This window comes from Campylobacter concisus, from assembly GCF_003048675.2.
Lineage (GTDB): Bacteria > Campylobacterota > Campylobacteria > Campylobacterales > Campylobacteraceae > Campylobacter_A > Campylobacter_A concisus_F.
In genome coordinates, this window is the sequence record NZ_CP060707.1 from 1,777,359 (window position 1) to 1,803,800 (window position 26,442).

Consider the following 26,442-nt stretch of genomic DNA (forward strand, 5'->3'; position numbering starts at 1 on the left):
TTACTCCTTGATAAGTTTATCGCGTCTTTGCTCATAAGCATCACGTAAAAACGGATATAGATCGATCGCGTCTTTGCGTAGTTTTTCATACGCTGTTGGGTCTTGTGCAAAGCTATTAAACGTCCTATAAGACATAATACCAAGCGATAAAAGCATAGGGTCTACGTAGCTGATAGGATCGGCAAAATAGTCGCCAACTAGGCCTCCAGTATCTCTTAAATTTGATGGTCCGATAAGTGGCCAAACGATGTGAAAGCCGCTTCCAAGCCCCCAGTAACCAAGGGTCTGTCCAAAGTCCTCGTTGTGAGGCTTAAGATCATAGTATTTTGCCCCGTCAGTTAGCCCACCAAAGCCAATTATCGTGTTTGCCAAAAATCGCAAAGTCTCTTCGCCAGCATTTTGAAATTTAAACTGAAGCAGGTTATTTACAAAGCGCACTGGAAAAAGGAGGTTGTCAAAGAAATTTGCAACCATCGTTCTAGCTGTGGCTGGCACGACATAAGCGTAGCCTTTTGCTACTGGAGTTAGCATGTTTATATAGATAAAGTCATTTACGTTTGTCATCACTCGGTTGTAGCCACTAAGTGGGTCAAATACATCTTTTTTTGCTTCAAATTCAACATCAAAGTCATCATTTTCATTGCCATTAGTCGCGTTTATGTCGGCGCTGGCACAGGCTAAAAGCAGGCTACAAAAGATAGCAAGCAAAAATTTCATCATAAAACCTTAAAATTTATTTATAAAATGTGGCTTAGATTTTATCCTCTTGAAACTTTACAAAAAGTTAAAGAAAATTTGTAATTTAAGCTTGTGAATTAATATAATTAGATATACTTTGCAAATTATTATTATATATTTAGAGGTTAAGAATTTCTGAAAGCAGATATAAAGTTAGAGCTATTTTTAGGCGAAGATACGCAGGTTTTAGCAAAGCATATAGCGCTACTTAAGGCGATAAAAGAGACAAAAAGCATCACAAAAGCAGCCGAGGCTGTCGGCATATCATACAAAAACGCTTGGGACTGCTTAGATACGATAAATAACAAAAGCAGCAAGCCTCTCATAATAAGAGCCGACGGCAATAAGAAAAATAGCGGTTCAGAGCTTAGCCCATACGCCAAAAAACTGATAAAAATTTACGACGCTATCCTCGAGACGCAAAAGGACTTTTTGCAAAAAATTTGTCAAAAGGTTGATTTTGAAGATGTTGATATCATAAATTTACAAAGAATGAGTATGAATTTAAGCGCCAGAAACCAGCTCTCATGCGAGATCGTTAGCATAAACAGAGGTGCTGTAAATTCTGAGATCACTGCAAAGCTAAGTAACGGCAACACGCTTGAAGCGACTATAACAGTTGAAAGCGAGAAAAATTTAGGCCTAAAAGTGGGTCAAAAGGTCGTTTTCATCTTTAAAGCGCCCTCTGTCATCCTAGCAAAAGACCTTGATATAAAAATAAGCACCAGCAACCAGCTAAAAGGTGAGGTCATCGAGGCAAAGATAGGCGCTGTAAATGCTGAGGTCACGCTAAAACTAAGCGACGAGCAGACCTTAACAGCCATCATCACAAAAGATAGCGCAATGGATATGCAAATAGGCGTTGGCGACACGCTTTTAGCAATAGTAAAATCATCTCAAATCATAATAGGAGTATAAATGAAAAAGGTTTTTAAATTTCTATGCGCAGCGGCTCTGCTTGCCATAAACGCACTTGGCACAGAGGTAAATGTCTATGCCGCAGCAAACACGACTTACGCGTTTCCAGAGCTTATAAAAGAGTTTAATAAGCTTCACCCAGACGCTAAGATCAACCTAACTCTTGGCGCAAGCGGTGGCCTCGTTACTCAGATACAAAACTCAGCTCCAGCTGATATCTTCATGGCTGCTGATATGGGCTTTGCGCAAAAAGCCTACGACACAGGCTTTGCAGTGGCTGCTCCAAAAGTTTATGCGCAAGGCGCTTTGGCGATCTTTTCTATAAGAGATGTGGACTTTAAAAAGGGTATCGAAGTGGTTCGTGGCTTAAAAGCGATCTCAATAGCAAATCCAGAAACAGCACCTTATGGCAAGGCTAGTATCGAGGCTCTTAAAAATGCAAAACTTTATGACGAAGTAGAGAAAAACATCGTCTATGCTCAAAAAATTTCTGAGACACTTTCTCAAGCGCTAAGTGCTTCAGATGTTGGATTTATCGCTGCTAGCGCGCTTTTTAGTGAGAAAATGGCAAAATATAAAGAGGGCACTAACTATATCTTCGTGCCTCAAGAGCTCTACACTCCGATCGATCAAGGCATAGTGCTTTTAAAACATGCTGATGGCAACACTGATGCTAAGGCATTTTATGAGTTTATCTTGGGCGATAAAGCAAAAGAAATTTTCAAGAAATTTGGCTACAACGTCCCAGCTAAATGATTAGAGCAAAGATCATTCAAATTTCATCCAAAGATGGCGTCAGTTTTTTTGAGCTTGAGTGCCTAAATTTAGAGATAAATTTATATATGCTAGCCTTAAATGAGGCTAGCAAATTTGCTCTAAATGATGAGGTGAGCTTAAATTTCAAAAGCTCAGATGTCGTTTTATCAAGGCTTAGACTTGAGGCTAGTTCGCTTGAAAATGAGCTAAAATGCGAGGTCGCTGGCATAACTCGTGGTGAAATTTTAAGCATTATTAGCCTAAAGTGTGAGGAGTTTTGCTTTGAGGCAATCATCTCAGATCACGCTCTAAAAGGGCTAAATTTAGTGACAGGCGAGCAGATTTTTGCCTACGTTAAATCAACAAGTATCCACGTAAGCGCTTAAAAATGATAGAAATTTCTTGCAAAAAAGAGCTAAATGGCGGTGGCGGTAAATTTATGCTTGAGGCTGAGCTTGCCTTTGAAAGTGGCGAGTTTGTCGCACTTTATGGAGCAAGTGGCGGAGGTAAAACGACGATTTTAAGGCTTATCGCTGGCTTTGAAGCCCCACAAAGTGGCGTGATAAAGGTTGCAGATAAGATCTTTTTTGACGAAAAGACAAATTTAGCCCCGCAAAAGCGAAATATCGGCTTTTTGTTTCAAGACTACGCCCTTTTTGAAAATATGAATGTCTTTAAAAATTTGCTTTTTGCAAATAATGATGAAAATTTAGCAAACAAACTACTTGAAATTTGCGAGCTTGGCTCTTTAAAAAACGCGAAAATTAGCACCCTTTCAGGCGGTCAAAAGCAGCGTGTGGCACTCGCTCGTGCGGTGATGAGAAAGCCAGAAATTTTACTGCTTGATGAGCCACTAAGCGCCCTAGATAACGCCATGCGCGAGAAGTTGCAAGACTATTTACTAGTTCTTCACGATGAGTTTAAGATGAGCGTTATCTTAGTAAGCCATGACATAGCTGAAATTTACAAGCTTTGCAGCAAGGTTTTTGTCCTTGAAAATGGCAAAATTTCAAGGTCTGGCAGTGCGAGCGAGATATTTTTAAAAAGTGCAGGATCACAGAAATTTGCATTTAACGCTAAGGTTTTGGAGATCAAAAAGCGTGACGCCATTTTTGTAGCAAATGTGCTAATAAACCGCCAAATTTGCGAGGTCGTGCTAAGTAGCGCAGAAGCTAGTGGGCTAAGAGCTGGCGACACCGCCATAGTTAGCACAAAAGCATTTGGCGTAAATTTGGTAAAAGCATGATTAGTGAGCTAGCAAATATTGATTTCGAGCCGTTTTGGCTCTCGCTAAAACTCTCTTTTATCACGACCTTTATCCTATTTTTCTTCTGCGTAGGGCTTGCTTACTTTATGTCGCAAAAGAAATTCTTTGGCAAGGCATTTTTAGAGTCCATCATCTCGCTGCCTTTGGTGCTACCACCAAGCGTTCTTGGCTTTTATCTGCTCATTTTTCTCTCGCCCTACTCAGCCTTTGGTAAATTTATAGAAGAGCTCTTTGGCGTGAGACTGGTTTTTAACTTCACGGGCCTTGTTGTAGCAAGCTGCATCTACTCGCTGCCATTTATGTTTGGGCCCATTTACGCTGGGCTAAATAGTCTAAAAAAGAGCCTTTTTGAGGCGAGCTATAGCCTTGGCAAAAGCAAGCTTACGACCATTTTTAGGGTCATCTTGCCAAGCATCAGATCAAATTTACTAACCGCGATCGTTGTTAGCTTCGCTCATACGATGGGCGAGTTTGGCGTGGTTTTGATGATAGGTGGTAGTGTGGCTGGCGAGAGCAAGGTCGCTAGCATCGCGATATTTGAAGCAGTTGAGATGCTTGATTATACCAAGGCTCACATCTACGCCCTTTTGATGCTAACAATTAGCTTTTTCGTTCTTTTTGTCGTCTATCTCTTAAATTCAAAAAAAGCTTAAAGATATATAATAGATAAAAATTTTAAAGGATGAAAGATGATAAAAGTGCCTACAAGCATCTACCTAAGGACTTTAGACGGTAAAGAATTTGACTTTTCTGCCTTTGCAAGGAGCCATGACTGCGTGGTTTTTATCTACCCAAAGATAGGCGAGGATTTTGAGCTTTTAAGCGAACAGCTACAAAATACTGCGGGCATGAAAGGCTGCACGAAGCAAGCGATAAACTACAAAAAACTTCTTAAAGAATTTAATGATCTTGGCTTTATGGTAGTGGCTATTGGCTCCCAAGATATCGCGGCTCAAAAGAAATTTGAAGAAGAGACGGCAACCGGCGTGATGTTTTTAAATGATAGCGAGTTTATGCTAGAGCGCGCGCTTGAGCTTCCAGTCTTTGCTGCTTCAAATGGGCATAAATTTTACTTTCGTCAAACACTTATCATAAAAGGTGGCAATATAAGGCGCGCATATATCGTTGATGAGCCTGAAAACGACGCTAAAAATATGCTAGAAAAATTGCAAAATAAAGACTACTAGGAGGGTAAAATGAGCCAAAATAGCAAAATAGAAAAATCTTATGATGAACTAACTTACAAATCAGCAGCATTTGCGCAGTCATCGCCCTATAAACTAGAGGCTTGCGCTACGCTTCTTGGTATCAACCCACCACCTTGCAAAACCGCAAAAGTGCTTGAGATAGGATGCAGCTTTGGTGGAAATTTGATCCCATTTGCCGTAAATAACGAGAACGCAAAAGTAGTTGGCATCGATCTTAGCGGCGAGCAAATAAGACGTAGCAAAGAGATCGTAAAAGAGATAGGACTAAGCAATTTAGAGCTAATTCACGGCGATATCTGCGAGTTTAAAAGTGATGAGAAATTTGACTACATTATAGCTCACGGCGTCTTTAGCTGGGTGCCTGACTTTGTAAAAGAGGCGATACTAAGAGTTATAAGAGAAAATTTAAGCGAAAACGGCGTGGCATTTATATCTTACAACACATATCCAGGCTGGAAAGTAAAAGATGTAGTGCGTGATCTTATGCTGCTTGCTGCTAAAGATAAGGATAGCACCGAAGAGAGGTTAAAGGCTGCTAAAGAGGCACTTTTGGTTTATAAAGAGGTTTTGCTAACAAAGCTTGGAGAAAATTATGAAGATAAGATCCCTGCAAAGTTGCTGCTTCATTGGATAGATAATGTGCTTAAAAAAGATGATTTTTACATAGCACATGAGTTTCTAGAAGAGATAAATGACCCATTTTACTTTAAAGATTTTAATGCCATGCTAACTAAAAAAGAGCTTGCCTATCTTTGTGAATACGGCCTTGAAGATCTTTTTGTGCCAGATCTTGGCATAGAGCATGTAGATAGCTATAAAGATAAGAAATTTAAAGATAGGATCGATCTAGAGCAGTTTATGGATATACTTAGCAATAAGGTCTTTAGACAAAGCCTCATCGTACATGCTAAGGCTTATGAGAGCGTGGCTAATAAACAAATAGGGCCAAGTGATATAAATAAAATTCACGTAGTAGCCGACTTTGTTAAAAAGGATGATGGCTGGTATGATAAATTTGCTCTTATGCCTCAAGATATATCTTGGCTTTGCGAGGTATTTTATAGGATGTATCCAGCAAGTATAAATCTCTCTCAAATTTTAGAGATTTTACCAGAAGATAAACTCGCAGTTTATAGCGCTTTTGTAAGACTTTTAACAAACTCAGCAAGCGCAATGATTGTAAAAGATGATCTAAAAGATATAGAGTACGCTCCAAATTACTCAAGGCTAAAGACAAATTTAACTGGCTATATAAAGTACTTTTTAAATCACAAAGATAACGCAGACATTACCTTTGCAAACAAATTTGGTCTTACAGAACGGCTTGATAGGCTTGATTACTATATATTTTTACTACTTGATGGCAAAAATAATTTAGAAGAAATAACTGCCAAGAGTTTAAAATTTGTAAAAGAAAACAGCATAAAAATATCTGATAAAAATGGCAAAGAGCTTAAAAATGACAAACTAGTCACTCACTTAAAGGGCTATATCGTGGGCACAGCAAAAATAGCTAGCATGCTCTATTTGCTTGAGGAAATTTAAAATGAAAAGAACTTTAGCTCTTATATTTTGTATATTTTTAGCAGGTTGTGCGAGCAAGCCAAGCGTGAAAAATCTAAATCTTAAAAGCAGCCTAAACTACGGCGGCGAAGAACTTGCAAAGTTACTTGAGCAAGATGATGCAGTGGCGTTTAGTAGTAACTTGCGTGAGGGAATTTTCATCTACATAAGTAACGCTAAAGTCGCAAACTATCTTGGCATAGTAAGAGCCGAGAGGCACGCTAAATTTAGCGTAAAAGAGCTAGGTCAAAACGATCTTTTGATAAAAAGTGTAAATAATCTAACGCAAAGCTTTGATGCTAGTTTGGAGCGAGCTAGAGAGCTAAAATGTGGCACTTTAGTAATTAGACTAAAAGATAAATTTCAAGATTTAGAAGCGGCAAATAAATTTTTAGAGCAAAACGAGAGCGCATTTTTAAAGATGAGTAGCGAGATAAGGTGCAAGTAGCCTTATCTGCCCTGCTCTATCAGCTTAAAAACTTCATCCTCTAAGCCCAAAGTATTTTTGCCAAAAGCTACGTAAAATGGGCTTTTTAGATCAGCTAGTTTGTAGCTTAGTTCGCATCTATCGCTAGCATTTAAGACCTTGCCACCGCTAAATTTTACCACCGCATCACCTGCGGCATTGTCCCAAAGATAACTTGGACTAAATCTTACATATGTCCCGCCAAGCTCAGCCAAACGGCAAAATTTAATGGCAGATCCGATGCATTTTTGCTCTAAATTTAAACTATCTCTTATAAGCGTGGCCCTCTTCGTCTCGCCTCTTCTGCTTGAAAAGATGAAGTTATTTAAGCTTTTAGCTTTTTCATTTAGATCGTGTCTTGCTACGACCTCATCATTAGCGCCTAAAATTTCTTTAAAAGCGCCGTTTTCATCAGCGTAAAAAAGCTCTTTGCTAACTGGGATAAAAATGACGCCAAGCACCGGTCTAGCCTCTTTTATAAGCGCTATGCAAACGCAAAATTCACCATTTCTAGCTAAAAATTCTTTCGTGCCATCAAGGGGATCAACTAGCCAAAATTCATCTTTATCGCTCTCTTGCAAGACGCTCTCTTCAGAGCAAATTTTTATCCCACTTTTACTTAGCTCTTTTAGTATCACCTCATTTGCCGCTAGATCAGCACTAGTTAGCGGCGAGCTGTCATCTTTTAGGCAGACTTTGAGCGCCTTGCCATTAGATGAGTAAATTTTCATTATCTCACTCCCAGCGCTTATGGCTGCCTTGATGGCTAAGTTTAAAAGCTCGCTCATTTTGGTGTTCTGTTTGCCTCTCCGACGTAGAGCTGTCTTGGGCGGACGATCTTTATAGTGTCTTGCTCTTTTAGCTCGATCCACTGACTGATCCAGCCTGGCGTCCTGCCGATGACGAAGATAACGGCAAACATATTATTTGGTATGCCAAGCGCCTTTAGGATGAGCCCTGAGTGAAAATCAACGTTTGGATACAAATTTCTACTCACAAAATAGTCGTCATTTAGCGCGATCTCTTCGATGCGATTGGCGATCTTTATAAGCTCTGAGCTAATGCCGATCTCATCCATCAGCTGATCTCTCATCTTCTTAAGCACCTTTGCGCGCGGGTCGAAGTTTTTATAGACCCTGTGACCAAAGCCCATAAGCCTAAATGGATCGTTCTTATCCTTTGCTCTAGCGATGTATTTATCGACGTTTGCGACCGAGCCGATCTCTTCAAGCTGGCGGATAACGCCCTCGTTTGCTCCGCCGTGAGCCCAGCCCCAAAGTGCGCCAATCCCTGCGCTTATACATGCGTATGGGTGCGCGTGCGTAGAGCCAACGGTCCTAACAGTAGTCGTTGAGGCATTTTGCTCGTGGTCAGCGTGGAGCATAAAGACCGTATCAAGCGCCTTTATCTCGATAGGCTTAAGATCGACGTGCTCGTATGGATAGCCCCTCATCATGTAGAGGAAATTTTCAGTAAAGCCACGATCTAAATTTGGATATATGATAGGAAGGCCGCGTGAGTATCGGTAGCTAAAGGCCGCTATCGTTGGGATCTTGGCGATTATCCTCATAGCCATCTCGTGATACTCTTCAGGCTTATCCATATTTAGGTGGTCTGAGTAAAAGGCACTTAGCGCTGAGACTGCCGCTTGCAAGATCGCCATAGGGTGCGCTTTGTCTGGAAATGCGTCAAAGAGCTTCATCATGCCCTCGTGTATGAAGCTTCTTTTTTTGAGCTCATCTTTAAAGCCCCTGTATTGCTCATTAGTTGGTAGCTCTTTGTTTAAAAGCAGGTAGGCAACGTCTAAAAATGTCTTATTTTCAGCCAAATATGCGATGTCGTAGCCCCTGTACATGAGCTCGCCCTTTAGGCCGTCGATGTAGGTTATGGCTGAGCGGCACATCGCAGTTGAGGTGTAGCCCCTGTCAAAGGTAAACATCCCAGTGTCGCTAAAAAAGGTCGATATGTCGATGACGTCTGGCCCCATAGTGCCTTTTAGGATAGGAAATTCATAGCTCTTGCCAGTTCGGTTGTCGATTAGTGTGGCTGTATTTGATGACATTTTTACTCCTTGCTTTTTGATTGCATTAAAATTTTGATGATTATAGCTCCTATTATAGCTTGTGCGAGGCTTGCTAGGATGAAAGATGAGTAAGAATAGTCACTTATCTCGCCTGATTTGTGTGCGATAGTAGCAACTGCGATCAAAAGAGTGAGCGGCATAGACTGCGAAACGGAAAATAAAAATATCCCTCTAAAGCCAAGCTTGCCCAAAAAGAGCAAACTAGATACAACTCTGGTGCCAAGCATCGCTAAAAATATAAAAATAGCATCCTTTATCACTTCGCTAGATCCTAGGCTTGAAAGCTTAAAGGTAGAGCCTATGTGGATGAAAAATATCGGCACCAAAAAGCCAAATCCAAAGCTTGAAAGCTTGTGCGGCAAGTCCTTTTTGTGATCGAAAAATGTCGTGATAAACATACCTGCGATAAACGCACCAAAGGCAACTTCTAAATTTAGATAGAGCATCAAGGCTATCATCGTGAAAAATACCGCGATGCAAAGCCTGATGTCCTTCTCGTCCTTGTCGTAGTGCGGCATGAGCACCACTTTAAGCCCCGGATACCACCAAAAAAGCACGTCCAAAATTTTAAAGCTAAGCACGCTGATAGCCAAAAATAGGATCAAATAGCCAATCGTTAGCCATAAATTTATGCTCGCTCCAAACTGCAAGTAAGCAGCGGTAAAGGTTAGAAGTGTGATGCTTAAAAGCTCGCCGATAGTTGCTATTAGCATGCTTAAATTTAGCCACTCTTGCTGCTTGCCATACTCCTTAAATAGCGTAAATACCATACCAACGGCCATTATCGGGATGATGATGATGTAAAGCAGGCTAAGCTCAAGTCCTAGCGTCAGGGCCGTGGCTAGAGCGTAGATGAGCGCAAGGTAGATGATCCCAAGGCGCAAAATTTTACGGTCGATGTTTATGAGCATCCTAAGATCGATCTCCATGCCAGCTAGAAACATCAAAAAGAAAAAGCCAACTTCGCTGATGAGCTTAAACATCTCGTTGTCGCCAACGACTCCGATGTAGCCAGCAACCGCTCCAAGTAGTATCTCAGCAGGTGCGACTGGGATGCGTAAAATTTTAGAAATATAAGGCGAAGCAAAGACGATAAATGCCAAAACGACAAGGATGCTAAGCTCGCTTGCTTGGTGTAACTGCAAAAATATCCTTAAAATAAAAATGCCTGATTGTATAAAAAGCTTTGTTATTTTTTGATTAAGCTAAGCGAAATTTGGGCAAAATGGCGGCTATTTTAGAAATTTGGAGTGAAATTTTATGCGTAAATTTAGCCTTTTTATTTTGATATTTTTTGGCGTCTTTTCTTTGGCAGGCGAGCTAAATTTAGTTGAGAGTTTTAGATTTGATGGTAGCACATTTTATAAAAAGCAAGTGGTTAAAAATGAGAGTTTTTACTTTTTAAAAAATGAAAACATGGACGAGCACTTTGCCTCGTTTAAGGTAAAGTTTGACAAAGATGTCAAGACAAAAAGCGAGCTAGAAGAGTTAAAAAAGGCTCTTAAGCAAGATAAAAAAGTGCTTTTTAGCGAAGAAAATGATCAAATTTTAGCTCTTATAAAGGATGAAACTAAGAGCAAAAATATAGAAATAATCCACTTTTTGCTTAAAAAAGATGGAGTTTTGATGCTTTCGTATGAGAGAATTTACGATCCACAAACATCAGCAGATGCGCTCAAACCAGTGCTTTTAAGCGAAGCTAGAAATTTTATGCTACAGATGCCAAAGGTAGAAGCTAGGTAGAGAGGCACATGTGACGGCGCTACGCACTGCATGGGGTTTTGTTAAATTTTAGTAGTCAATTCTTAGGGGTGAATGAAAGTTTTAAAATTTGTCGCTACGAACTAAAAATTTAATTTTTACAAAAAAGGTTCTAGCAAATTTTAAAATTTATGAACGAGCATATCACGGCTTTAAATTTAGTGGCGAGTGATAACGAGGCCTGAATTTGGTAAGTTGCTAAGGCGAGTGAGTAAAGTTTTAAAATTTGCTCTTTGAAATAAAACTATGTGAAAAATTTAAATTTACAGCATTACTTTTTCTTATAAATTTCCGCTCTCTCCTTTAAAAGACCTGTTTTTAAATTTGGCAAAGCGCTAAGCTCGTCAAAAAGTCCAAAAAGTGCGTGCTGTGGCGGCAAGCTAAGGTGAGTGAGGGATTTTAGAGACAAGATAGGCGAGTAGTCCTTACTCTTTATCCTAGCCACCAAGATCACAAGGCTGGTTAGCCTAGGCATCTGGCGTAAAAACTCTAAGCTTTCAATATGGATAAATTTAGGCGAAAGTCCGTCTCCACTGATCTCAAGGCTCTTTAAATTTTGCAAATTTGAAAGCGCAGAGTAGTCGCTTATCTTTTGAAAATTCTCCACGGCTAGGCTTTCAAGTACGGCAAGTTTAGCGATCGGTGCTATGCTTTTTACACTAGCCCCAGAGCCGATAAAAAGGCTCTTTAGACTAGAAAGATTTGCCAGCGCGTCAAGGCTCTCATACGAGCCCCATTTGATGTGAAGGCTCTTTAAATTTCTTTGGCAGCACACCGCATCAAAGAGCTCCTGCGGCATTTTGGTGCAAAAGTTAAGCTCATCAAATGCCTCTTGCTCGCTTCTTAAAAAGTCGCACCACTCATCAAGCACGGCTCTTTTTTGCTTGGCGGTTTTATACTGCGGTGTGAAGCTGTCGCCTAGCTGCGTGCAGTTTATCACAAGGCTCTTTTGCCCTTTATACTGGCTAACTTCTACGATAGTTTCAGGCATTTAAAGTCCAAATTTATAAGCCAAATTTAGGCTCAAGGACTTAAATTTGGCTAGAAATTTTAATTTTCAGAGACAAGTGTCTTTTTCTTGCACTTTGTGCACTCTATAAATGTGCCTTTTTTTAGCTCTTTTTTGATCATATCGCCGCCGCACTCATCGCATTTTTGCGCGACTGGCTCGTAGTTTGAGATGAAGTCGCATTTTGGATAGTTGGCACATCCATAAAATTTACCACGCCTGCTAAATCTCTCAACGATCTCGCCGCCACATTTTGGACATGGCACGTCAAGTTTTTTGAGCTCGCGTTTTGGCTTAGCTGCCGTTGCAGTGCCAGTTTCTGCGCTCTTTTCATTATCTTTTGCGACGTTTCTTGAGTATTTGCATTTTGGGAAATTTGAGCAAGCGATAAACTCGCCATATCTGCCCTTTCTAAGCACTAGCTCGCTTCCACACTCTGGGCATTTCTCGCCGATCGGAGTGGCTGTTTTTAGGCTTTTTATGCCAGTTTTGCCAGCGCTTATTTTTTCCATAAATGGATAGTAAAAGTCGCTTAGCACCTTTTGCCAGTCAGCCTTGTCAAGTGCGATCTCATCGAGCTTTTCTTCAAGATGCGAGGTAAATTCGCTATCGACGATGTTGCTAAAGTGCTCCTCCAAAACGCCTATCATGCTAAATGCGATCTCGTTTGGTATGAGCTGCTTTTTCTCGATCCTTACGTAGTCTCTTGATGTTAGCAGCGAGATGGTCGGTGCGTATGTGCTTGGGCGGCCAATTCCTAGGCTTTCTAGCTTTTTAACAAGGCCAGCTTCAGAGTACCTGGCTGGTGGCTCGGTGAAGTTTTGCGTGCTTTTTATGCTTTGCAAACTCATCTCGCCGCCCTTTTTTAAATTTGGCAAAATTTTATCCTTGTCAAGCTCGCCATAAACCTTGTAAAAGCCGTCAAATAGCACCTTTCTGCCGCTTATCTTAAACTCGCCTTTTTCGCTTGCGACATAGACATTTTGCGTTTGGCTCACACATGCGCTCATTTGGCAGGCTAAAAATCTATTGTAGATGAGCGTGTAGAGTTTGAGCGCATCTTTTTCTAAAAATTTAGCGGCGATTTGAGGTGTGAAGTTTAAATTTGTAGGGCGGATTGCTTCGTGGGCTTCTTGCGCTGCCTTTGAGCTTGTTGTGTAGCTGATCGCTTTGGCTGGCAAGTACTCTTTGCCGTAGTTTTGGAGGATATGCTCTCTAGCGGCAGCGACGGCCTCTTTGGCTAAATTTAAGCTGTCTGTTCTCATATATGTGATCGCACCCATGAAGCCCTCGTGAGTTTGCACGCCCTCATAGAGGCTTTGTGCGATCATCATTGTCTTTTTAGGGCTAAAGCCAAGGCGGTTGCTCGCACTTTGCTGAAGTGTTGAGGTCATAAATGGCGGACTTGGCTGGATCTTTCTATCCTTGCTCTCGATCTCACGGACGCTAAATTTCTCATTTTGTAAATTTTCAATGATGTATTTTGCGCGGTCTGGATTTTGGATGGTTAGCTTTTCGATCTTTTGGTTTTCAAATTTAACTAGCTCGGCGTCTAGATCTTTTTTAAAAACGGTGTCGATAGTGTAGTATTCAACTGGTTTAAATGCCTGAATTTCACGCTCGCGGTCGACTATTATCTTTAAAGCTGCACTTTGCACACGTCCAGCGCTTAAGCCTTTTTGTATCTTTAAATTTAAAAGCGGGCTTAGCTTGTAGCCAACTATGCGGTCGAGCAAACGCCTTGTTTGCTGGGCATTGACGCTGTTCATATCGACGTGTCTTGGGCTTTTTAGAGCGTTTTGTATGGCGCTTTTGGTGATCTCGTGAAAGACGATGCGAGGCAGGCTGGTTGGCTCTTTGCCGATGGCATTTGCGATGTGAAACGCGATCGCCTCACCCTCTCTATCCTCATCGGTCGCGAGATAAATTTCATCAGCACCCTTAGCAAGCTCTTTTATCTCTTTTACGATGGCGGAGTGATCGCTGCTGATGCGATACTCTGGGGTAAATTTATCATCCTCTATCTTGATGCCAAAGCTCGTTTTTGGCAGGTCTCTGATGTGACCTTTTGAGGCGATGACGTTGTAGCTTTTATCTAAGAAATTTTTGATAGTCTTTGCTTTTGCAGGAGATTCCACAATGATTAAGCTTTTCATTTATATATAGCCTTTGAATTTTTTGGCGTAATTGTAGCAGAAATAATTTTTTAGAGTGTAACGTGAAAAAAATTTTTAGGTGGAGCGCGATTTTTGTTTTTTATAAAAAATTTTTATACATAGCTCTAAACTTTTTAAAAAACCGATCGATATAGTTTTCGTGCGACATGAAGTCGTAACTTAAAACATAAAAGGATTTACAATGAGTTTTCGTATTAACACAAACGTAAACGCACTTAACACACACGCTAACGCAGTTAGCAACAACGTTGACCTATCTAAGTCACTTAACAAACTTAGTTCTGGTCTTAGAATTCAAACAGCTGCAGATGACGCTTCAGGTCTATCTATCGCAGATAGCTTAAGAAGCCAAGCTTCAGCTCTAGGTCAAGCTATTGCAAATGGTAATGATGCTATTGGTATCATCCAAGTTGCCGACAAAGCTATGGACGAGCAGTTAAAAGTTCTTGACACTATCAAGACTAAAGCTACTCAATCAGCTCAAGACGGCCAAACAACTCAATCACGCCAAGCATTGCAAGCTGATATCGTTCGTCTAATGGAGGAGCTTGACAATATCGGTAACACTACTTCATTTAACGGTCAGCAACTACTAAACGGAACATTCTCTAATAAAGAGTTCCAAATAGGCGCTTACTCAAACCAAACTGTTAAAGCAAGTATTGGTGCGACTACATCTGACAAGATCGGTCTTACACGTTTTGAGAGTTCAAAACTACTAACTGGTACAGATAAAGTTAGCCTTAAATTCTTAAGCGTTGATGGTGTAAATGATATTAGTATAGCTTCTACTAAGATATCAACTGGTCTTGGAACTGGTGTTGGTAAATTAGCAGAAAATATCAATAAAACATCTGATAAGACAGGCATTAGAGCTACATTTGATGTAACTAGAACTATGTCAACTTCTATAGTAAGCGTATCTATCAAAAGCTTTGCTATCAACGGCGTTAAAATCGGCGACCTTGATGTAAAAGAAAACGATAGCAACGGCGCACTAGTAAATGCGATCAACGCTGTTAAAGATCAAACAGGTGTTGAAGCTTCTATCAATACAGAAGGTAAAATGGTTCTAACAAGCCGTGACGGTCGTGCGTTTAGCGTTTCAGGTGATAACATCTCAAAAGCAATCGGTATGAAAAAAGACCAAGTTTTCGTTGGTCGTATCAACCTTGTTCGCCTTGATGGTAGAGATATCAAACTATCTGCAAAAGGCGCAGCTGGCGGTGATGCTCTAAAACTAGAGTCAGAAGCTTTCTCAGCAAAAGGTGGTGCTCAAGCTTCAGTTGCTTTAAGAGATGTAAGAGGTCAAATAGACGGCAAACTAGCTAGTGCTATGGGCTTCCAAAGAATGACTAAAGTGCTTACAGTAGCTCAATCAGCTGGTGTAATGACACTAAAAGGCGCAATGGCTGTTATGGACATCGCTGAGTCAGCTCAAAAAACACTTGATCAAGTTCGTTCAGACCTTGGTTCAGTTCAAAACCAACTTCAAGCTACAGTTAACAACATCACTGTAACTCAAGTTAACGTAAAATCAGCAGAATCACAAATCAGGGACGTAGATTTTGCTAGCGAGTCTGCTAACTTCTCAAAACATAACATCCTAGCTCAATCAGGTGCTTATGCTATGAGTCAAGCAAACAGCGTTCAACAAAACGTAATGAAACTTCTACAATAACGTAGCTAGTTAAATTAAGTTTTAAATAGGGCTTTGTTGCAGTAGCAAAGCCTTAATGTGTTAATGCTTTTACAATACGCAAACCCCCAGCCCCAAAGCTAGTCTTTGGGGTTTTAGATATTTTTCCATATTAAGTTAAATTGTAAAAATAGAAAAATTATAGATAGCAAGCTCTCGCTTGGTAAAATTTAGTATGAGAAAAAGTGCGTATAAAAAGCGATATATAAATTTATCTAGCTTAGACTAGATAAATTTATACTATTTTATTTATATTTTTATAGGCTAAAGCCATCATCAACTACGATATTTTGTCCATTTAGATATTTTGAAGAGTCACTTAGCAGATACACCAAAGCCCCACATATATCATTTGCGTCAAGCATGCCTTTTGTGCCACATCTCTTTTTATATTGGCTTAAAAATGGCTCAGGCTGTCCGTCCAAAATCCCTCCAGGACTTATGGCATTCACGCGGATATTATCTTTTTTAAACATCTTTGCCATATATTTTGTCATACCAAGAAGGCCGTGTTTTACGACTGTGTATTCGACTGGAGAGTGCATATTTGTCCCCTCATATGTCTCAAAGGCAGGCGCTCCGATACCTTGAATGGATGAGATGTTTATGATATTACCATGACCTTGCCTTAAAAAATACCTGATGAAATTTTGTGAGATATTAAAGTATCCGCCAAGATGTAAATTTAAAAAGGCATTAAAATCATCCATGTCGATCTCAAAAAATTTCTTACCGTAATTTTTACTTTTTGGATAGGCATTATTCACTAGTGCATCTATGTGACCATATTTTGAATGCAAGAAATTTATAGCTTCATTGATAGAATTTGCATCACTGATATCAATTTGCAAAACCTCGATCCTCGCATCTTTTTGCGCGCTTGTAATCTCATCTTTTAATAAATTTGCTCTTTTTGTATCGACCTCTGCTATCACACCAACTCCGTTTTGGCCAGCAATCGCTCTTATAAAAGCGCTTCCTATCCTACCAGCTCCCCCTGTAACTACTACAACCTTATCTGTTAGCATTTTTTTCCTTCATTAAAAACTCTACAAATTTAAAATCAAGCTCACAATCTATATCGATCGATCTATCTTCATCCATCACATAAAGTCCGGTTTTTGATAAAAATAAAGTGTCATTATTTAGCAAAACTTCACGCTTCCAGATGTAAATAGAAGCGTTCATATCATAAGTCTTTGGTGCATCTTGACGGCATAAAATAGCATTTGGTAAAGTTTTTGCTAGCGCTACATGTCCATCTGGATAAATTTCAACTAAATTAAAATATGGACTTCTTCTGCTTGGCATAGCGGTTATTAAGTTGTCATTATCATCACGCAAAAACTGCTCAAAAGAATTTGTTATATCGCTTACATCACGAAGTGGAGATGTAGCATCAAGGTCGATTTCGTAGTCAAATTTACGTCCATAATGTTCCTCACTCTTTAAAAAAACATCTTTTATAACATCAAGCTTTCCTGCTGTATCACTAGCCATAGTAGCATCTCTTTTAAAAAAGACCTCCGCACCGTACTTTACAGCTGCTTCTGCTATCAGGTCGCTATCTGTGCTAATAACTATATGTTCAAACAAATTTGATGCTATTGCCTGCTCTATGGTGTGAGCTATAAGTGGCTTGCCGCAAAGCTCGCGCACATTTTTGCCCTTTACTCCCTTACTACCGCCTCTTGCGCATATCGTACATAAAACATTACTCATTGTTTTGCCTTTGAATTTGATCTATCGCGTCCATCACATCTAGCCCCTCATCAAAGCTACAAATATATCTTTGCTCACCCAAAACATCTTTATGCATAGCTAAAAACATCTCGTTTCTTGCCAAATTTGGCATATTTAAAATTTGCTTACTACTATCTTGCTTAGTAAGTGTGCCTGCCATAAAGTCAAGCTCATATGTAGAGCCTTCGCACTCCACACGCAAGCTTCTATGTGTGATATGGCTTAGATAGTCAATGCTTACATTTACTATGGCATCCATTTTTGTCTTACCAAAAATCATACATAGATCATCGCTTGTTATCTCTAAATTTGAAATTTTACCTTGAAAGCTCATTAGGTTTTCAAATTTGCCACATAACCACATAGCATAGTCTAGCTCATGGCTAAGATCTAGCAAGACGCCACCACCTTTTTCTTTGCTAGCACTATAGCATCTTCTATAATCGCCACTTCGCCAGCTTGGTAGATACTGACCGCAATTGGCATTTAGATATAAAATTTTCTCGTTTTTTAAAAACTCTTTTAGCTGTTGCAACAATGGATGAAACCTTAGCACATAACCTACAAAAATTTTATTATTTTTGGGCGTGAATTTATATTTTTTTTCAAACAATGGCTTTTCACAAAGTATGATCTTGCCACTCACTCTTTCATCTATAAATTTCAAATTTTCTAGATGTAAAAATGTGGGAGTTGCTATGACGAAGTAGTCAAACTTATCTAAATTTGAGACCTCTTCTAAGTTTTTATAGCACACTTTACCAGCCACATCCTGGCTAGTAACTAGGCAAATTTCATCTATCTGTACTAAAGTCTCTAAGACCTCGCAGTGTCTTTTGCCGATTGAACCGTAGCCTATAACAAGAGCTTTCATCTAAAATATCTCATTAAAATATCTTTGCATATTCTTCATTTGCCTTTTGATACTCTTCAAGACGTCCTATGTCTATCCAATACTCATGTATCGGAAAGGAGATTACATTTTTGTCTTGAGCTATCGCCTTTTCAAAGAGTGTAGGCATATCATAAAACTCATCTTGTGGAATTAGATCTAAAATTTCAGGTGAGAGCATATATATCCCAGCACTTACAAAAAATTTCTGCACTGGTTTTTCTGCGATAGCAGTTATTTTATTATCATTCATCTTTACCACGCCGTAAGGTACCTCATAGTCATACTCTCTGACGCACATTGTAGCTGTGGCTTTATGTAGCGTGTGATAGTTAAAAATGTGCTCGAAATTTACATTTGTAAGAAGATCGCCGTTCATAACAAAAAATGGCTCACTTGGACGCTCTTTTAGCAAGCTTAACGCCCCTGCTGTACCCATCCTTTTTTGCTCTAAAACATAGTCGATATTTACGCCAAATTCTTTTCCGTCGCCAAAATAGTCTCTAATGATGCTTGCATTAAAATTTACGCACATCGTGATATTTACAAAGCCATACTCTGCAAATTTCTCGACTATCGTCTGAAGGATCGGCTTGTTTCCAACCTTTAGCATCGGCTTTGGCGTATCTTGTGTGAGTGGTCTAAGTCTAGTGCCAAGGCCTCCTACCATTAGGATAACTCTATTTGTCTTGCCAACTGGCTTAATAATATCTTCGATGTCTTCTATGCCCACAAGCTTGCCAAGCTCGTCAACCAATGGAATTTTATGAAGTTTTTTAGCAAGTGCTATCTTTAAAATAGACTCTTTCGTATCACCAACACTTGCTATACTTGGGCTCTTATGTACTACGAGGCTGACGCTACTGTTTAGGTCTAGGCCATTTAGCAAACCACGCCTGATATCACCGTCTGTTACCGTACCTACTAGAGCGTCGTTTTCATCAACAACGATGGCTATTTGAAGCCCTCCGTTGTTAATAGTCTGTAAGGCATCTTTAATGGTTGAATTTATACTTAGTTTTATATCGTTTACTATTCTCATTTTATACCTATATCATAAAATTTCTTTTTCAAAATACCATCAAGCTTGATCTCTTTTAAAATTTTAACCATTTTTTTGCTTGGATTGCCACCATCATATGGGTTTATCGTATCTTTTAAAGTTTGCTCAAATTCTTTTGAATACGCTCTTTTGATAGCAGCTAAAATTTCTTCTTTAACAGGCCTAACGTCTATCACGCTGCTAGCTCGAGCACGTCCTTTTTGGCGGTCGCCTATATTTATGGTGGCCTTTTTAAAGCTTGGAACTTCCAAAAGGCCACTTGAGCTATTTCCTAAAACAATATCAACAAATTTTATCGCGCTTAGATATCTTAGCTGTCCAAGCGAGGCAAAAGCCACGGCTTTTTGTGAGTTTTCGCTCACATACTCATCTATCATTTTATTTATCACATCGCCATCTGTATCGCTATTTGCTTTTGTGAAGATAAAATTTGTTTCCTCTAGTTCATCAAGTGCTTTTAAGATCTCACCAAACTGCTCTCTTGCACTACTATTTTCAAGTGTCACCGGATGAAAAGTGATGAGGATATTTTTTTTAGCAAGCTTAAATTTTATAGACTTTTCAAACTCATCTTTGTTTAATAAATTTAGCTTTTTTATATTTTCTATGCCAGGGCCGCCGACATTAAATACTCTACTGGGCTCTTCGCCAAGCTGGATTATGCGGTTTGCATACTCATTTGTGGCTGCAAAATGTATATGGCTCATCTTTGTTATACTGTGCCTAAAAGCCTCGTCAAATGCTCCTTGTGTGGTCTCGCCGCCATGGATATGCGCTATTGGTATCTGCATGATACTAGCGACACCTGCTACACCAAATATCTCATATCTATCACCAAGAAGCACTAGTATATCAGGCTTAAGCTCAGCTAATGCTGGAGCAAATTTTTCATAAACTATTGCCATCTCAGCGCAAATATCAAGACTTGTATGAGAACTACTTAAAATTTCTATCTTTTTATCTATCTTAAATTCTTTTTCTATCTCTTTGTATGTTAGTCCAAACTCAGGACTTAGGTGCATGCCAGTAACAATAAACTGAAGCTTAAGCTCACTATCTGCCTCGATCTCTTTTAAGAGCCAGTAAAGCAGGCCATATTCAGCTCTGGTGCTTGTCACTACACAAATTTTTCTCATATCAGTTCATCTTGTTTATAGTCTTTTTGTGAAATTTGCCCGATTACCTCATCCCACCTCATAGGATTTATGCCGTCTCCTGGACGTTTTACGCAGATATTTTGCTCGCTAAAAATTTCACCCTTTTTTATATCTCGTTTTGCCACGATAGACTTTCTAGCTATTTTGATATTTTCACTTTCGCTTTTGCTAAAGTGTTTTAGTCCGTCTCCAAGCGCTAGTTCGATATTTCTAATGCCCCTAATCATAGCCGTTAGCTCGTCTGGCTCAAGACTAGCCTTGTGATCAGGTCCAAGCAGGCTCTTATCAAGCGTAAAGTGCTTTTCTATGATCTTTGCGCCCATGGCAACCGCTGCGATATCAACCTCGATACCAAGCGTATGATCGCTATATCCGACCTCAAGCCCAAAGGCATTTTTAAGAGTTATCATCGCCTTTAAATTTACATCCTTCATCGGCGTTGGGTACTGCGTATTTGCATGTAGAAGGCTTATGTTTTCCCGTTTTGTACCGCTTTTTACAAGCGCTTCTATCGCAGCTTCCACCTCGCCTAAATTTGTCATGCCAGTTGAGAGAATGATCTTTTTATTAAGCCCACCTATCTGCCTAAGATAAGGTAAATTTGTTATCTCGCCACTTGGGATCTTAAATGTGCTAAGCCCCAACTCATCAAGAAGCTTTATGCTGTCGCTATCAAAAGGAGTTGAGAGAAAAGTGATATTTTTTTGCTTGCAGTAGGCTATAAGCTCTTTATGCGTGTTCTCATCTAGCTCAAGCTTTTTTATCATCTCAAACTGGCTTTCATTTTTATCGGTAGTTTCTTTTTGATAGCTAGCCTTTTGCGCGTTTTTTGAAACAAGATTTTGAGCCTTAAAGGTTTGAAATTTCACTGCATCAGCGCCAGCTTTGGCTGCTACATCGATCAGTTTTTTAGCTAAATTTATATCGCCATTGTGATTAACCCCGGCCTCAGCTATGATAAAAACCATATTTGACATCAAATTTCCTTTAAAATGCTAGTTTTACGCCTTTATAAAAGCGTTTTTCTCCAAGCTTCTCATCACGCTAGTTCCGCCACCTATGATAGAATTTTCGCCTATCACGATATACTCTTTGCTGGTTGCATTGCTACCAAAGAATGTCCCATCTTGCACGACAACGCCACCATTTACCACACTTGCTGTTGAGATATGGCAATGATCGCCGATAGTTGCGTCATGCTCCACAAGCGCCTTTGTATTTATGATGCAGTTTTTGCCAACACTTGCACCAGCGTTGATCAAGGCATGATGCATCACCACGCTTCCCTCACCTACACATGCATGCTTTGAGAGATATGCAAGTGGCGAGACTATGGTTGGAAGTATAAAACCTATCTCTTTTAGTAGCGCAAATAGCCTTTTTCTAGGCTCGCTACTTTTTATCTGACCAACCGTCACCACAGCATTTTTGCATGATGTAAAAACCTCAGCCAGATCATCATCGCTACCGATGATCTCATAGCCAAGCACCTTTTTGCCAATATTTTCTGCCGTATCTATGATACCAATTATATTAAATTTAGCCTCGCTCTCGATGACATCTATTACACTTTTGCAGTGCCCGCCACCACCCACTAAAACTATATCTTGCACGGCTAAACTCTTGCGCTACTTGGGATATTTACTATCCTATCACTTAGAAATTTAGCATTTTTTAGCTCATCTCTTTGGCAGTCTTTAAACATATCAAGCTCGTTCATGAGCTGCCAGATAGGGCGCGTAAAAACACCATTTTCATTACTAAATTTCAAAAACTCATCTCGCTTTTCACGGCTTTCAAAGAGCACTGCATTTAGCCAAAAATTTGACCTAGCGTCAGCTGGCTCATCTATAAATTTCACATCATCAAATTTAGCAAAATACTCTTTATAGATCATCGCAAGCTCGCGTTTGCTCTTTAAAAATAGCTCCAAATTTTCAAGCTGCGCCACAAGAAGGGCCGCATTTAAATTTGGCAGGCGGTAGTTGTAGCCGATCTCGCTGTGACGATACTCAAAAGGATGTGGCACTTTGGCGGTTGTAGTGATAAATTTAGCGTGCCTTGCTATCTCCTCGTCGTTTGTGACGATAGCTCCGCCACCTCCGCTTGTGACGATCTTATTGCCATTAAAGCTCATCGCTGCAAGCTTGCCAAAATTCCCCGTATGAGTGCCTTTGTAGTAGCTGCCAAGGCTCTCGGCACAGTCTTCTACTAAAGCGATGTTCCAACGCTTACAAATTTCAGCTATCTCATCTATCTTGCAAGGCAGTCCAAAAGTGTGCATAGGTACGCAGGCTCGCAATATCCTGCCGCTAGTTTTATTAATACATTTGCCGCCTTTTAGCTCGCAATTTTTCTCCAAAAACGCACTAAGTGACGCTGGCGACATACCAAGTGTATCAAGATCAACATCCACGAAAACCGGCTTTGCAAAAAGGTAGCTAATGGCGTTGCAAGTGGCTATAAAAGTAACTGGCTGCGTGATCACTTCGTCATTTTGCTCTACACCAGCTAGTTTTAGGCAGATGTGAAGCGCCGAGGTGCCATTTGTCGTGGCAACTGCAAATTTAGCACCGACCATTTGAGCTAGCTTGCTCTCAAACTCATCGACAAATTTGCCGACACTTGAGACAAAGCTAGAGTCGATGCACTCAAGTAGATATTTTTTCTCATTGCCTATAAATTTAGGCTCGTGAAGCGGGACCTTGTCCTTGCCAAAAGTGCTTTTTATAAATTTCAAAACCTCGTCAAAATCACATTTTTTCATCAAGATATTTTCCTGTTTCTTTATGCATAAAATTTGGTATGAGCTCGAAAACTTCACGCAAAACGTCTTCTTTGCTCCATGCTAAGCCTGATTTTAAATTTAAGATATTATTTTTGAAAATTTCTAGCTTTTTGCTATCAAAATTTGCATCATTTTTAACTATGCCGATATTTTGAAGTCTTTGCATATCAAGCTTCTCGCCATCAACGAAAAACTCCTCGTAGTCCTTCTCTCCGGTCGTGTCGCTAGGCGCAAAAAGACAAGGGTAAAAGCCATCTTTTGGAAGCACTTTCGCAAGCTTTCTAGCCTCCTCCTCATTTTCACATAAAAATGGCTCATAGCCTAAATTTGCTAAGTATCGCTTGGCTATCTCGCTAAATGTTATGAGGTCTAAATTTTCATCTAATTTTGGGAAAAATATATCTCTATTTTCGCCAAAAATGGTGCTTAAAAGGCAGAGCTCACCGCTCTCTTTTGGCGTTAAAAAGTAGCGCCTGACGTCGTTTGGAGCGACTATGGGCTGAGCCTTTTCTATGCGTTTTTGAAAGCCAAAAAGAAGTGAGCCGTCGCTAAATGCCACGTTTGCAAACCTAGCCATAGAAACATCTATCTCTAAAGAGTGCCTAAACGCAAACATCTCCATGATGCGCTTGCTAGCTCCCATTAAATTTACAGGGTTTGCGGCCTTGTCGGTGCTAACGCAGAAATATTTTTTTGACTTCATATCCGAAGCTTGAGCCAGCGTTTTATCGGTGTTAAAGATATTTGTTTCAAGCATTCTCATGAGTGTAAATGGGTCTTTTTCGCTTCTAACGTGCTTTAGCGCTGATAAATTTAAGACGTAGTCAAATCCACCACTTTGCGCTAAAAGTGCGTCAAATTCGGCGCTTGCAACATCTATGGCAAAAGTTTTAAAGTCGCCACTTATATATCCAAACTCGCTTCTTATGTCACGCACTAGCTCGACAAGGTTGTTTTCAGAGATGTCGACGACGTAGAGTTTTTTGGGGTCTCTTATGAAGATCTCTTTTGTCACAGCAGAGCCTATAGATCCTGCCCCGCCGATAACTAAAAAGCTTGAGCTTGAAACTATCTCTTTTAAGTCTTTATCAAGTGCTTTTATATCATCTTCAAAGAGATTTTTCGTGCGTCCTATTAAGCTTAAGATATCCATTTTTAGTCTTCTTTTGGAAAGATGCCACGTTTTTTAAGCTCTTTTATAAGAGGTTTAGAGGCTTTTTTCGTTGTTTCTATGTCAGCATTTATGCCGCCAGCCGCTGAAAATAGCCAGTATTTATGCGCATTTGCCCATTCAAATAACTTATCTATCTTTTCTTTGTTTGTGTCACTTGGTGCTACAGAAATTTTAGCAAGCTCTAGCTCCTGGTAGAAAACCGATATCATAAAGACATTTTGTATGTATTTCATATACTTTCTTTTTGATATAAAGTCTTTAGCTTTGTCTACTTTTTTAACTATTTTTAAAAGTTCATTAAAATGCTTTTGAGTTATCTTGTCTTGTTCTCTTAGTAAATTTAACTCATCTATCCTAGGAGTAACTTCTAAAAATACTTTTTCAAGCTCTTTTTTCAAAAAGGTTTGCATTTTTATCTTTTCTTGTATCACTTTATAAGCTTTAAGCATATCGTTATTTGTTGTTTTTTCGCTATTTTTTGGTATGTTTGGCAGTTTCTTTTCTTTTTTATCCACACAAAGCTCTTTCATAACCTCTAAAAATGGTCTTTCTATTGTTCCTTCTATCCTTGCACCACCTTCAGTGCAGTTATAGGATGTTATATTTTCGAGTTTAGACTGCTCGATATCGTTTTCAAATTGATTTTTAAATAGCGTCCAAACATAAGTTGTTCGTACTTCACCCTCGCCACCATAAGCTGTGATATATAAATTTTCATCCGGCTGGGCTATAGTATGACCTTTTGCATGACTTGCCCCATCTTTTCCAAAAGCAAGATCTTGACCTATAAAAACAATATTTTTATGTCCTAACACATAGGCCAACTGATAAGCCATGTTTGCACAACTATGTCCTACTCCTAAATAGCCATATTTTTTTAAACCGAACATCTTCTCTTCATGTTGTGGCTTCATGGTAAGCACTAAGCGTCTTGGTAATATATTTTTTACGCTTTGTGTATGGGTCACCGAAGAAATAACAAAATATATATCTTCATCAACATCTGGGTATTCTTTCTCAAAAAAGGTGGATGTCGGTATCATACGCTCGATAGACGTAACATAGTCAGGCTTTATGCCATTTCTAGCAAGTATTGGGTATGAGGCATCAACACTAATAATACTTACATAAGGTGCAAATTTTTTAAGTGTCTCTAGCTGCTTGTCTAAACTTGGGCCGGTTGAAACAATTATAGCCGTATCAACTAGCTTATGTCTCTTTTTGATTAGATCATGGTAGCAATAGTTTTTAAGCATCTCTGGCAAATTTTCTATATTTTGCCTTGTACCTATCAAAAGATCGTCTATAGAGTTACCATGTGCTATAACTATATGAGAAAATGCCTCTGCGAATTTTTTGTTTATATCTATATAGTCATCTGAAAACTGATCATAAAATTTAGAGTGTATTATTAGATTATATGTCTTTGAGTAGGGTTCTAACTCAGCGTTTACTATAAGATAGTGAAACTGTGTGTGAGTTGTAAATTCTGAGAAAAATAGCACTATCTGCTCTTTTTCTAACTCTTCAGATAGATCGATCAAATTTAAAACGCTATAAATTATTTCAATCTCTGGTTCAATGATAGCAATGCTTTTATGTGTCACATTTTTTGCTAGAGCTTTATAAAGTACACCATTTCCAAGACCATAGAAAAAAAGACCTGGGTATCTTTTGTATTTTTTTTCTATCTCATCAAGCATCTTATATGTCTCTTCGACAGGATTTTCATATATGGATTCAGACGTCTCTTTGTTTATGATATTTATATCCAAAGGATCATTTTTTCCTAAAACTATCTCATATTTATTTTGGGATATCATACTAAAAAGTCTTGCAGCTAAGACTTCATCTTGTTGAAATAACGCTTGTAGGTTCTTTTCAAAGATCGGATTTGTTATACCGTTTAGCTTTGTTTCTTTTGTCTGTTTAGCTGCTTTTTTACTTTTTTTCTCTGACATGTATATCCTTATATTTGAG

Annotated in this window: 26 protein-coding genes; 10 read left to right on the forward strand and 16 right to left on the reverse strand. The window is 39.4% G+C overall.

Going from position 1 to position 26,442, the window contains the following annotated elements:
* Window positions 1-717, reverse strand: coding sequence for an MlaA family lipoprotein (locus CVT00_RS08870; protein ID WP_107916065.1), 717 nt, complete (start codon window positions 715-717; stop codon window positions 1-3).
* Window positions 718-873: 156 nt separating this feature from the next.
* Here CVT00_RS08870 and CVT00_RS08875 point away from each other — a divergent pair, with 156 nt between their 5' ends.
* Genes CVT00_RS08875 through CVT00_RS08910 form a run of 8 tightly spaced genes read left to right on the forward strand, consistent with a single transcriptional unit; the run spans window position 874 to window position 6,898 of the window.
* Entirely contained in the window at window positions 874-1,656 is a 783-nt protein-coding gene (locus CVT00_RS08875; protein WP_196376904.1) for a TOBE domain-containing protein, read from the forward strand.
* Window positions 1,657-2,412 (forward strand): molybdate ABC transporter substrate-binding protein, encoded by a 756-nt coding sequence (modA, locus tag CVT00_RS08880; RefSeq protein WP_107915927.1) that lies wholly within the window; start codon window positions 1,657-1,659, stop codon window positions 2,410-2,412. It abuts the gene before it with no gap.
* The gene (locus CVT00_RS08885; RefSeq protein ID WP_107915924.1) at window positions 2,409-2,798 is read left to right on the forward strand and encodes a TOBE domain-containing protein; all 390 of its coding nucleotides are present in this window, start codon (window positions 2,409-2,411) and stop codon (window positions 2,796-2,798) included. Before modA ends, CVT00_RS08885 begins: the two co-directional genes overlap by 4 nt.
* Window positions 2,799-2,800: 2 nt before the next feature.
* Window positions 2,801-3,658 (forward strand): sulfate/molybdate ABC transporter ATP-binding protein, encoded by an 858-nt coding sequence (locus CVT00_RS08890; protein ID WP_107915922.1) that lies wholly within the window; start codon window positions 2,801-2,803, stop codon window positions 3,656-3,658.
* Window positions 3,655-4,332 (forward strand): molybdate ABC transporter permease subunit, encoded by a 678-nt coding sequence (gene modB / locus CVT00_RS08895; protein WP_107915921.1) that lies wholly within the window; start codon window positions 3,655-3,657, stop codon window positions 4,330-4,332. Before CVT00_RS08890 ends, modB begins: the two co-directional genes overlap by 4 nt.
* A 36-nt stretch (window positions 4,333-4,368) precedes the next feature.
* Window positions 4,369-4,866, forward strand: coding sequence for a redoxin family protein (locus tag CVT00_RS08900; protein WP_107915919.1), 498 nt, complete (start codon window positions 4,369-4,371; stop codon window positions 4,864-4,866).
* A 9-nt stretch (window positions 4,867-4,875) separates the two neighbouring features.
* On the forward strand, window positions 4,876-6,432 hold the full coding sequence (locus tag CVT00_RS08905; RefSeq protein ID WP_107915917.1) for a class I SAM-dependent methyltransferase: 1,557 nt from the start codon (window positions 4,876-4,878) through the stop codon (window positions 6,430-6,432).
* 1 nt (window position 6,433) lies between these two features.
* Window positions 6,434-6,898, forward strand: coding sequence for a damage-inducible protein (locus CVT00_RS08910; RefSeq protein WP_103559003.1), 465 nt, complete (start codon window positions 6,434-6,436; stop codon window positions 6,896-6,898).
* A gap of 2 nt (window positions 6,899-6,900) precedes the next feature.
* On the opposite strand, the gene CVT00_RS08915 is transcribed toward CVT00_RS08910, so the two are convergent.
* The 3 genes from CVT00_RS08915 to CVT00_RS08925 are packed head-to-tail and all read right to left on the reverse strand — an operon-like array spanning window position 6,901 to window position 10,144.
* Complete coding sequence (locus tag CVT00_RS08915) at window positions 6,901-7,704, reverse strand: 3'(2'),5'-bisphosphate nucleotidase CysQ family protein (RefSeq protein ID WP_103559004.1); 804 nt, start codon at window positions 7,702-7,704, stop codon at window positions 6,901-6,903.
* A complete protein-coding gene (locus CVT00_RS08920) occupies window positions 7,701-8,978 on the reverse strand; it encodes a citrate synthase (protein WP_107915915.1) in 1,278 nt (425 codons plus the stop codon). The genes CVT00_RS08915 and CVT00_RS08920 overlap by 4 nt, the downstream gene beginning before the upstream one ends.
* 2 nt (window positions 8,979-8,980) lie before the next feature.
* Complete coding sequence (locus tag CVT00_RS08925; protein WP_107915913.1) at window positions 8,981-10,144, reverse strand: cation:proton antiporter; 1,164 nt, start codon at window positions 10,142-10,144, stop codon at window positions 8,981-8,983.
* Between the two features lie 115 nt (window positions 10,145-10,259).
* On the opposite strand from CVT00_RS08925, the gene CVT00_RS08930 reads away from it, so the two are divergent.
* Window positions 10,260-10,742 carry a hypothetical protein gene (locus CVT00_RS08930; protein ID WP_107915911.1) on the forward strand — a complete coding sequence of 161 codons (483 nt, stop codon included), beginning with the start codon at window positions 10,260-10,262 and terminating at the stop codon, window positions 10,740-10,742.
* A gap of 289 nt (window positions 10,743-11,031) precedes the next feature.
* Here CVT00_RS08930 and CVT00_RS08935 read toward each other — a convergent pair whose 3' ends face one another.
* Together CVT00_RS08935 and topA are read right to left on the reverse strand one after the other, a co-directional pair.
* The gene (locus CVT00_RS08935) at window positions 11,032-11,751 is read right to left on the reverse strand and encodes a hypothetical protein (RefSeq protein ID WP_107915909.1); all 720 of its coding nucleotides are present in this window, start codon (window positions 11,749-11,751) and stop codon (window positions 11,032-11,034) included.
* 59 nt (window positions 11,752-11,810) lie between these two features.
* A complete protein-coding gene (gene topA / locus CVT00_RS08940) occupies window positions 11,811-13,925 on the reverse strand; it encodes a type I DNA topoisomerase (RefSeq protein ID WP_107915907.1) in 2,115 nt (704 codons plus the stop codon).
* A 202-nt stretch (window positions 13,926-14,127) separates the two neighbouring features.
* Here topA and CVT00_RS08945 point away from each other — a divergent pair, with 202 nt between their 5' ends.
* On the forward strand, window positions 14,128-15,627 hold the full coding sequence (locus CVT00_RS08945; RefSeq protein ID WP_012140492.1) for a flagellin B: 1,500 nt from the start codon (window positions 14,128-14,130) through the stop codon (window positions 15,625-15,627).
* Window positions 15,628-15,902: 275 nt separating this feature from the next.
* Here CVT00_RS08945 and CVT00_RS08950 read toward each other — a convergent pair whose 3' ends face one another.
* Genes CVT00_RS08950 through CVT00_RS08995 form a run of 10 tightly spaced genes read right to left on the reverse strand, consistent with a single transcriptional unit; the run spans window position 15,903 to window position 26,423 of the window.
* Window positions 15,903-16,673, reverse strand: coding sequence for an oxidoreductase (locus CVT00_RS08950; RefSeq protein ID WP_012140493.1), 771 nt, complete (start codon window positions 16,671-16,673; stop codon window positions 15,903-15,905).
* Window positions 16,660-17,367 (reverse strand): cytidylyltransferase domain-containing protein, encoded by a 708-nt coding sequence (locus tag CVT00_RS08955; RefSeq protein WP_107915905.1) that lies wholly within the window; start codon window positions 17,365-17,367, stop codon window positions 16,660-16,662. The genes CVT00_RS08950 and CVT00_RS08955 overlap by 14 nt, the downstream gene beginning before the upstream one ends.
* Window positions 17,360-18,262 (reverse strand): Gfo/Idh/MocA family protein, encoded by a 903-nt coding sequence (locus CVT00_RS08960; RefSeq protein WP_103559011.1) that lies wholly within the window; start codon window positions 18,260-18,262, stop codon window positions 17,360-17,362. The genes CVT00_RS08955 and CVT00_RS08960 overlap by 8 nt, the downstream gene beginning before the upstream one ends.
* Window positions 18,263-18,275: 13 nt before the next feature.
* The gene (locus CVT00_RS08965) at window positions 18,276-19,322 is read right to left on the reverse strand and encodes a nucleotidyltransferase family protein (protein WP_103559012.1); all 1,047 of its coding nucleotides are present in this window, start codon (window positions 19,320-19,322) and stop codon (window positions 18,276-18,278) included.
* Window positions 19,319-20,479, reverse strand: a complete 1,161-nt coding sequence (gene neuC / locus CVT00_RS08970; protein WP_103559013.1) for a UDP-N-acetylglucosamine 2-epimerase — start codon at window positions 20,477-20,479, stop codon at window positions 19,319-19,321. The genes CVT00_RS08965 and neuC overlap by 4 nt, the downstream gene beginning before the upstream one ends.
* Window positions 20,476-21,477, reverse strand: a complete 1,002-nt coding sequence (gene neuB, locus CVT00_RS08975; protein ID WP_107915903.1) for an N-acetylneuraminate synthase — start codon at window positions 21,475-21,477, stop codon at window positions 20,476-20,478. Before neuB ends, neuC begins: the two co-directional genes overlap by 4 nt.
* Window positions 21,478-21,501: 24 nt before the next feature.
* A complete protein-coding gene (locus CVT00_RS08980) occupies window positions 21,502-22,113 on the reverse strand; it encodes a NeuD/PglB/VioB family sugar acetyltransferase (RefSeq protein ID WP_103559015.1) in 612 nt (203 codons plus the stop codon).
* Window positions 22,114-22,115: 2 nt separating this feature from the next.
* Entirely contained in the window at window positions 22,116-23,267 is a 1,152-nt protein-coding gene (locus CVT00_RS08985) for a LegC family aminotransferase (RefSeq protein ID WP_103559016.1), read from the reverse strand.
* A complete protein-coding gene (locus CVT00_RS08990; RefSeq protein WP_103559017.1) occupies window positions 23,254-24,441 on the reverse strand; it encodes a UDP-N-acetylglucosamine 4,6-dehydratase in 1,188 nt (395 codons plus the stop codon). Before CVT00_RS08990 ends, CVT00_RS08985 begins: the two co-directional genes overlap by 14 nt.
* A gap of 2 nt (window positions 24,442-24,443) precedes the next feature.
* Window positions 24,444-26,423 (reverse strand): motility associated factor glycosyltransferase family protein, encoded by a 1,980-nt coding sequence (locus CVT00_RS08995; protein WP_103559018.1) that lies wholly within the window; start codon window positions 26,421-26,423, stop codon window positions 24,444-24,446.
* Between the last annotated feature and the right edge of the window lie 19 nt (window positions 26,424-26,442).

Coding starts and splice junctions, on each gene's coding strand:
- topA (WP_107915907.1), bottom strand. CDS start 13,925: ATGAAAAGCTTAATCATTGTGGAATCTCCTGCAAAAGCAAAGACTATC.
- CVT00_RS08960 (WP_103559011.1), bottom strand. CDS start 18,262: ATGAAAGCTCTTGTTATAGGCTACGGTTCAATCGGCAAAAGACACTGC.
- CVT00_RS08900 (WP_107915919.1), top strand. CDS start 4,369: ATGATAAAAGTGCCTACAAGCATCTACCTAAGGACTTTAGACGGTAAA.
- modB (WP_107915921.1), top strand. CDS start 3,655: ATGATTAGTGAGCTAGCAAATATTGATTTCGAGCCGTTTTGGCTCTCG.
- CVT00_RS08950 (WP_012140493.1), bottom strand. CDS start 16,673: ATGCTAACAGATAAGGTTGTAGTAGTTACAGGGGGAGCTGGTAGGATA.
- CVT00_RS08910 (WP_103559003.1), top strand. CDS start 6,434: ATGAAAAGAACTTTAGCTCTTATATTTTGTATATTTTTAGCAGGTTGT.
- CVT00_RS08990 (WP_103559017.1), bottom strand. CDS start 24,441: ATGGATATCTTAAGCTTAATAGGACGCACGAAAAATCTCTTTGAAGAT.
- CVT00_RS08965 (WP_103559012.1), bottom strand. CDS start 19,322: ATGAGAATAGTAAACGATATAAAACTAAGTATAAATTCAACCATTAAA.
- CVT00_RS08920 (WP_107915915.1), bottom strand. CDS start 8,978: ATGTCATCAAATACAGCCACACTAATCGACAACCGAACTGGCAAGAGC.
- CVT00_RS08935 (WP_107915909.1), bottom strand. CDS start 11,751: ATGCCTGAAACTATCGTAGAAGTTAGCCAGTATAAAGGGCAAAAGAGC.
- CVT00_RS08945 (WP_012140492.1), top strand. CDS start 14,128: ATGAGTTTTCGTATTAACACAAACGTAAACGCACTTAACACACACGCT.
- CVT00_RS08995 (WP_103559018.1), bottom strand. CDS start 26,423: ATGTCAGAGAAAAAAAGTAAAAAAGCAGCTAAACAGACAAAAGAAACA.
- CVT00_RS08905 (WP_107915917.1), top strand. CDS start 4,876: ATGAGCCAAAATAGCAAAATAGAAAAATCTTATGATGAACTAACTTAC.
- CVT00_RS08870 (WP_107916065.1), bottom strand. CDS start 717: ATGAAATTTTTGCTTGCTATCTTTTGTAGCCTGCTTTTAGCCTGTGCC.
- neuB (WP_107915903.1), bottom strand. CDS start 21,477: ATGTCAAATATGGTTTTTATCATAGCTGAGGCCGGGGTTAATCACAAT.
- modA (WP_107915927.1), top strand. CDS start 1,657: ATGAAAAAGGTTTTTAAATTTCTATGCGCAGCGGCTCTGCTTGCCATA.
- CVT00_RS08915 (WP_103559004.1), bottom strand. CDS start 7,704: ATGAGCGAGCTTTTAAACTTAGCCATCAAGGCAGCCATAAGCGCTGGG.
- CVT00_RS08890 (WP_107915922.1), top strand. CDS start 2,801: ATGATAGAAATTTCTTGCAAAAAAGAGCTAAATGGCGGTGGCGGTAAA.
- CVT00_RS08930 (WP_107915911.1), top strand. CDS start 10,260: ATGCGTAAATTTAGCCTTTTTATTTTGATATTTTTTGGCGTCTTTTCT.
- CVT00_RS08955 (WP_107915905.1), bottom strand. CDS start 17,367: ATGAGTAATGTTTTATGTACGATATGCGCAAGAGGCGGTAGTAAGGGA.
- CVT00_RS08985 (WP_103559016.1), bottom strand. CDS start 23,267: ATGAAAAAATGTGATTTTGACGAGGTTTTGAAATTTATAAAAAGCACT.
- CVT00_RS08885 (WP_107915924.1), top strand. CDS start 2,409: ATGATTAGAGCAAAGATCATTCAAATTTCATCCAAAGATGGCGTCAGT.
- neuC (WP_103559013.1), bottom strand. CDS start 20,479: ATGAGAAAAATTTGTGTAGTGACAAGCACCAGAGCTGAATATGGCCTG.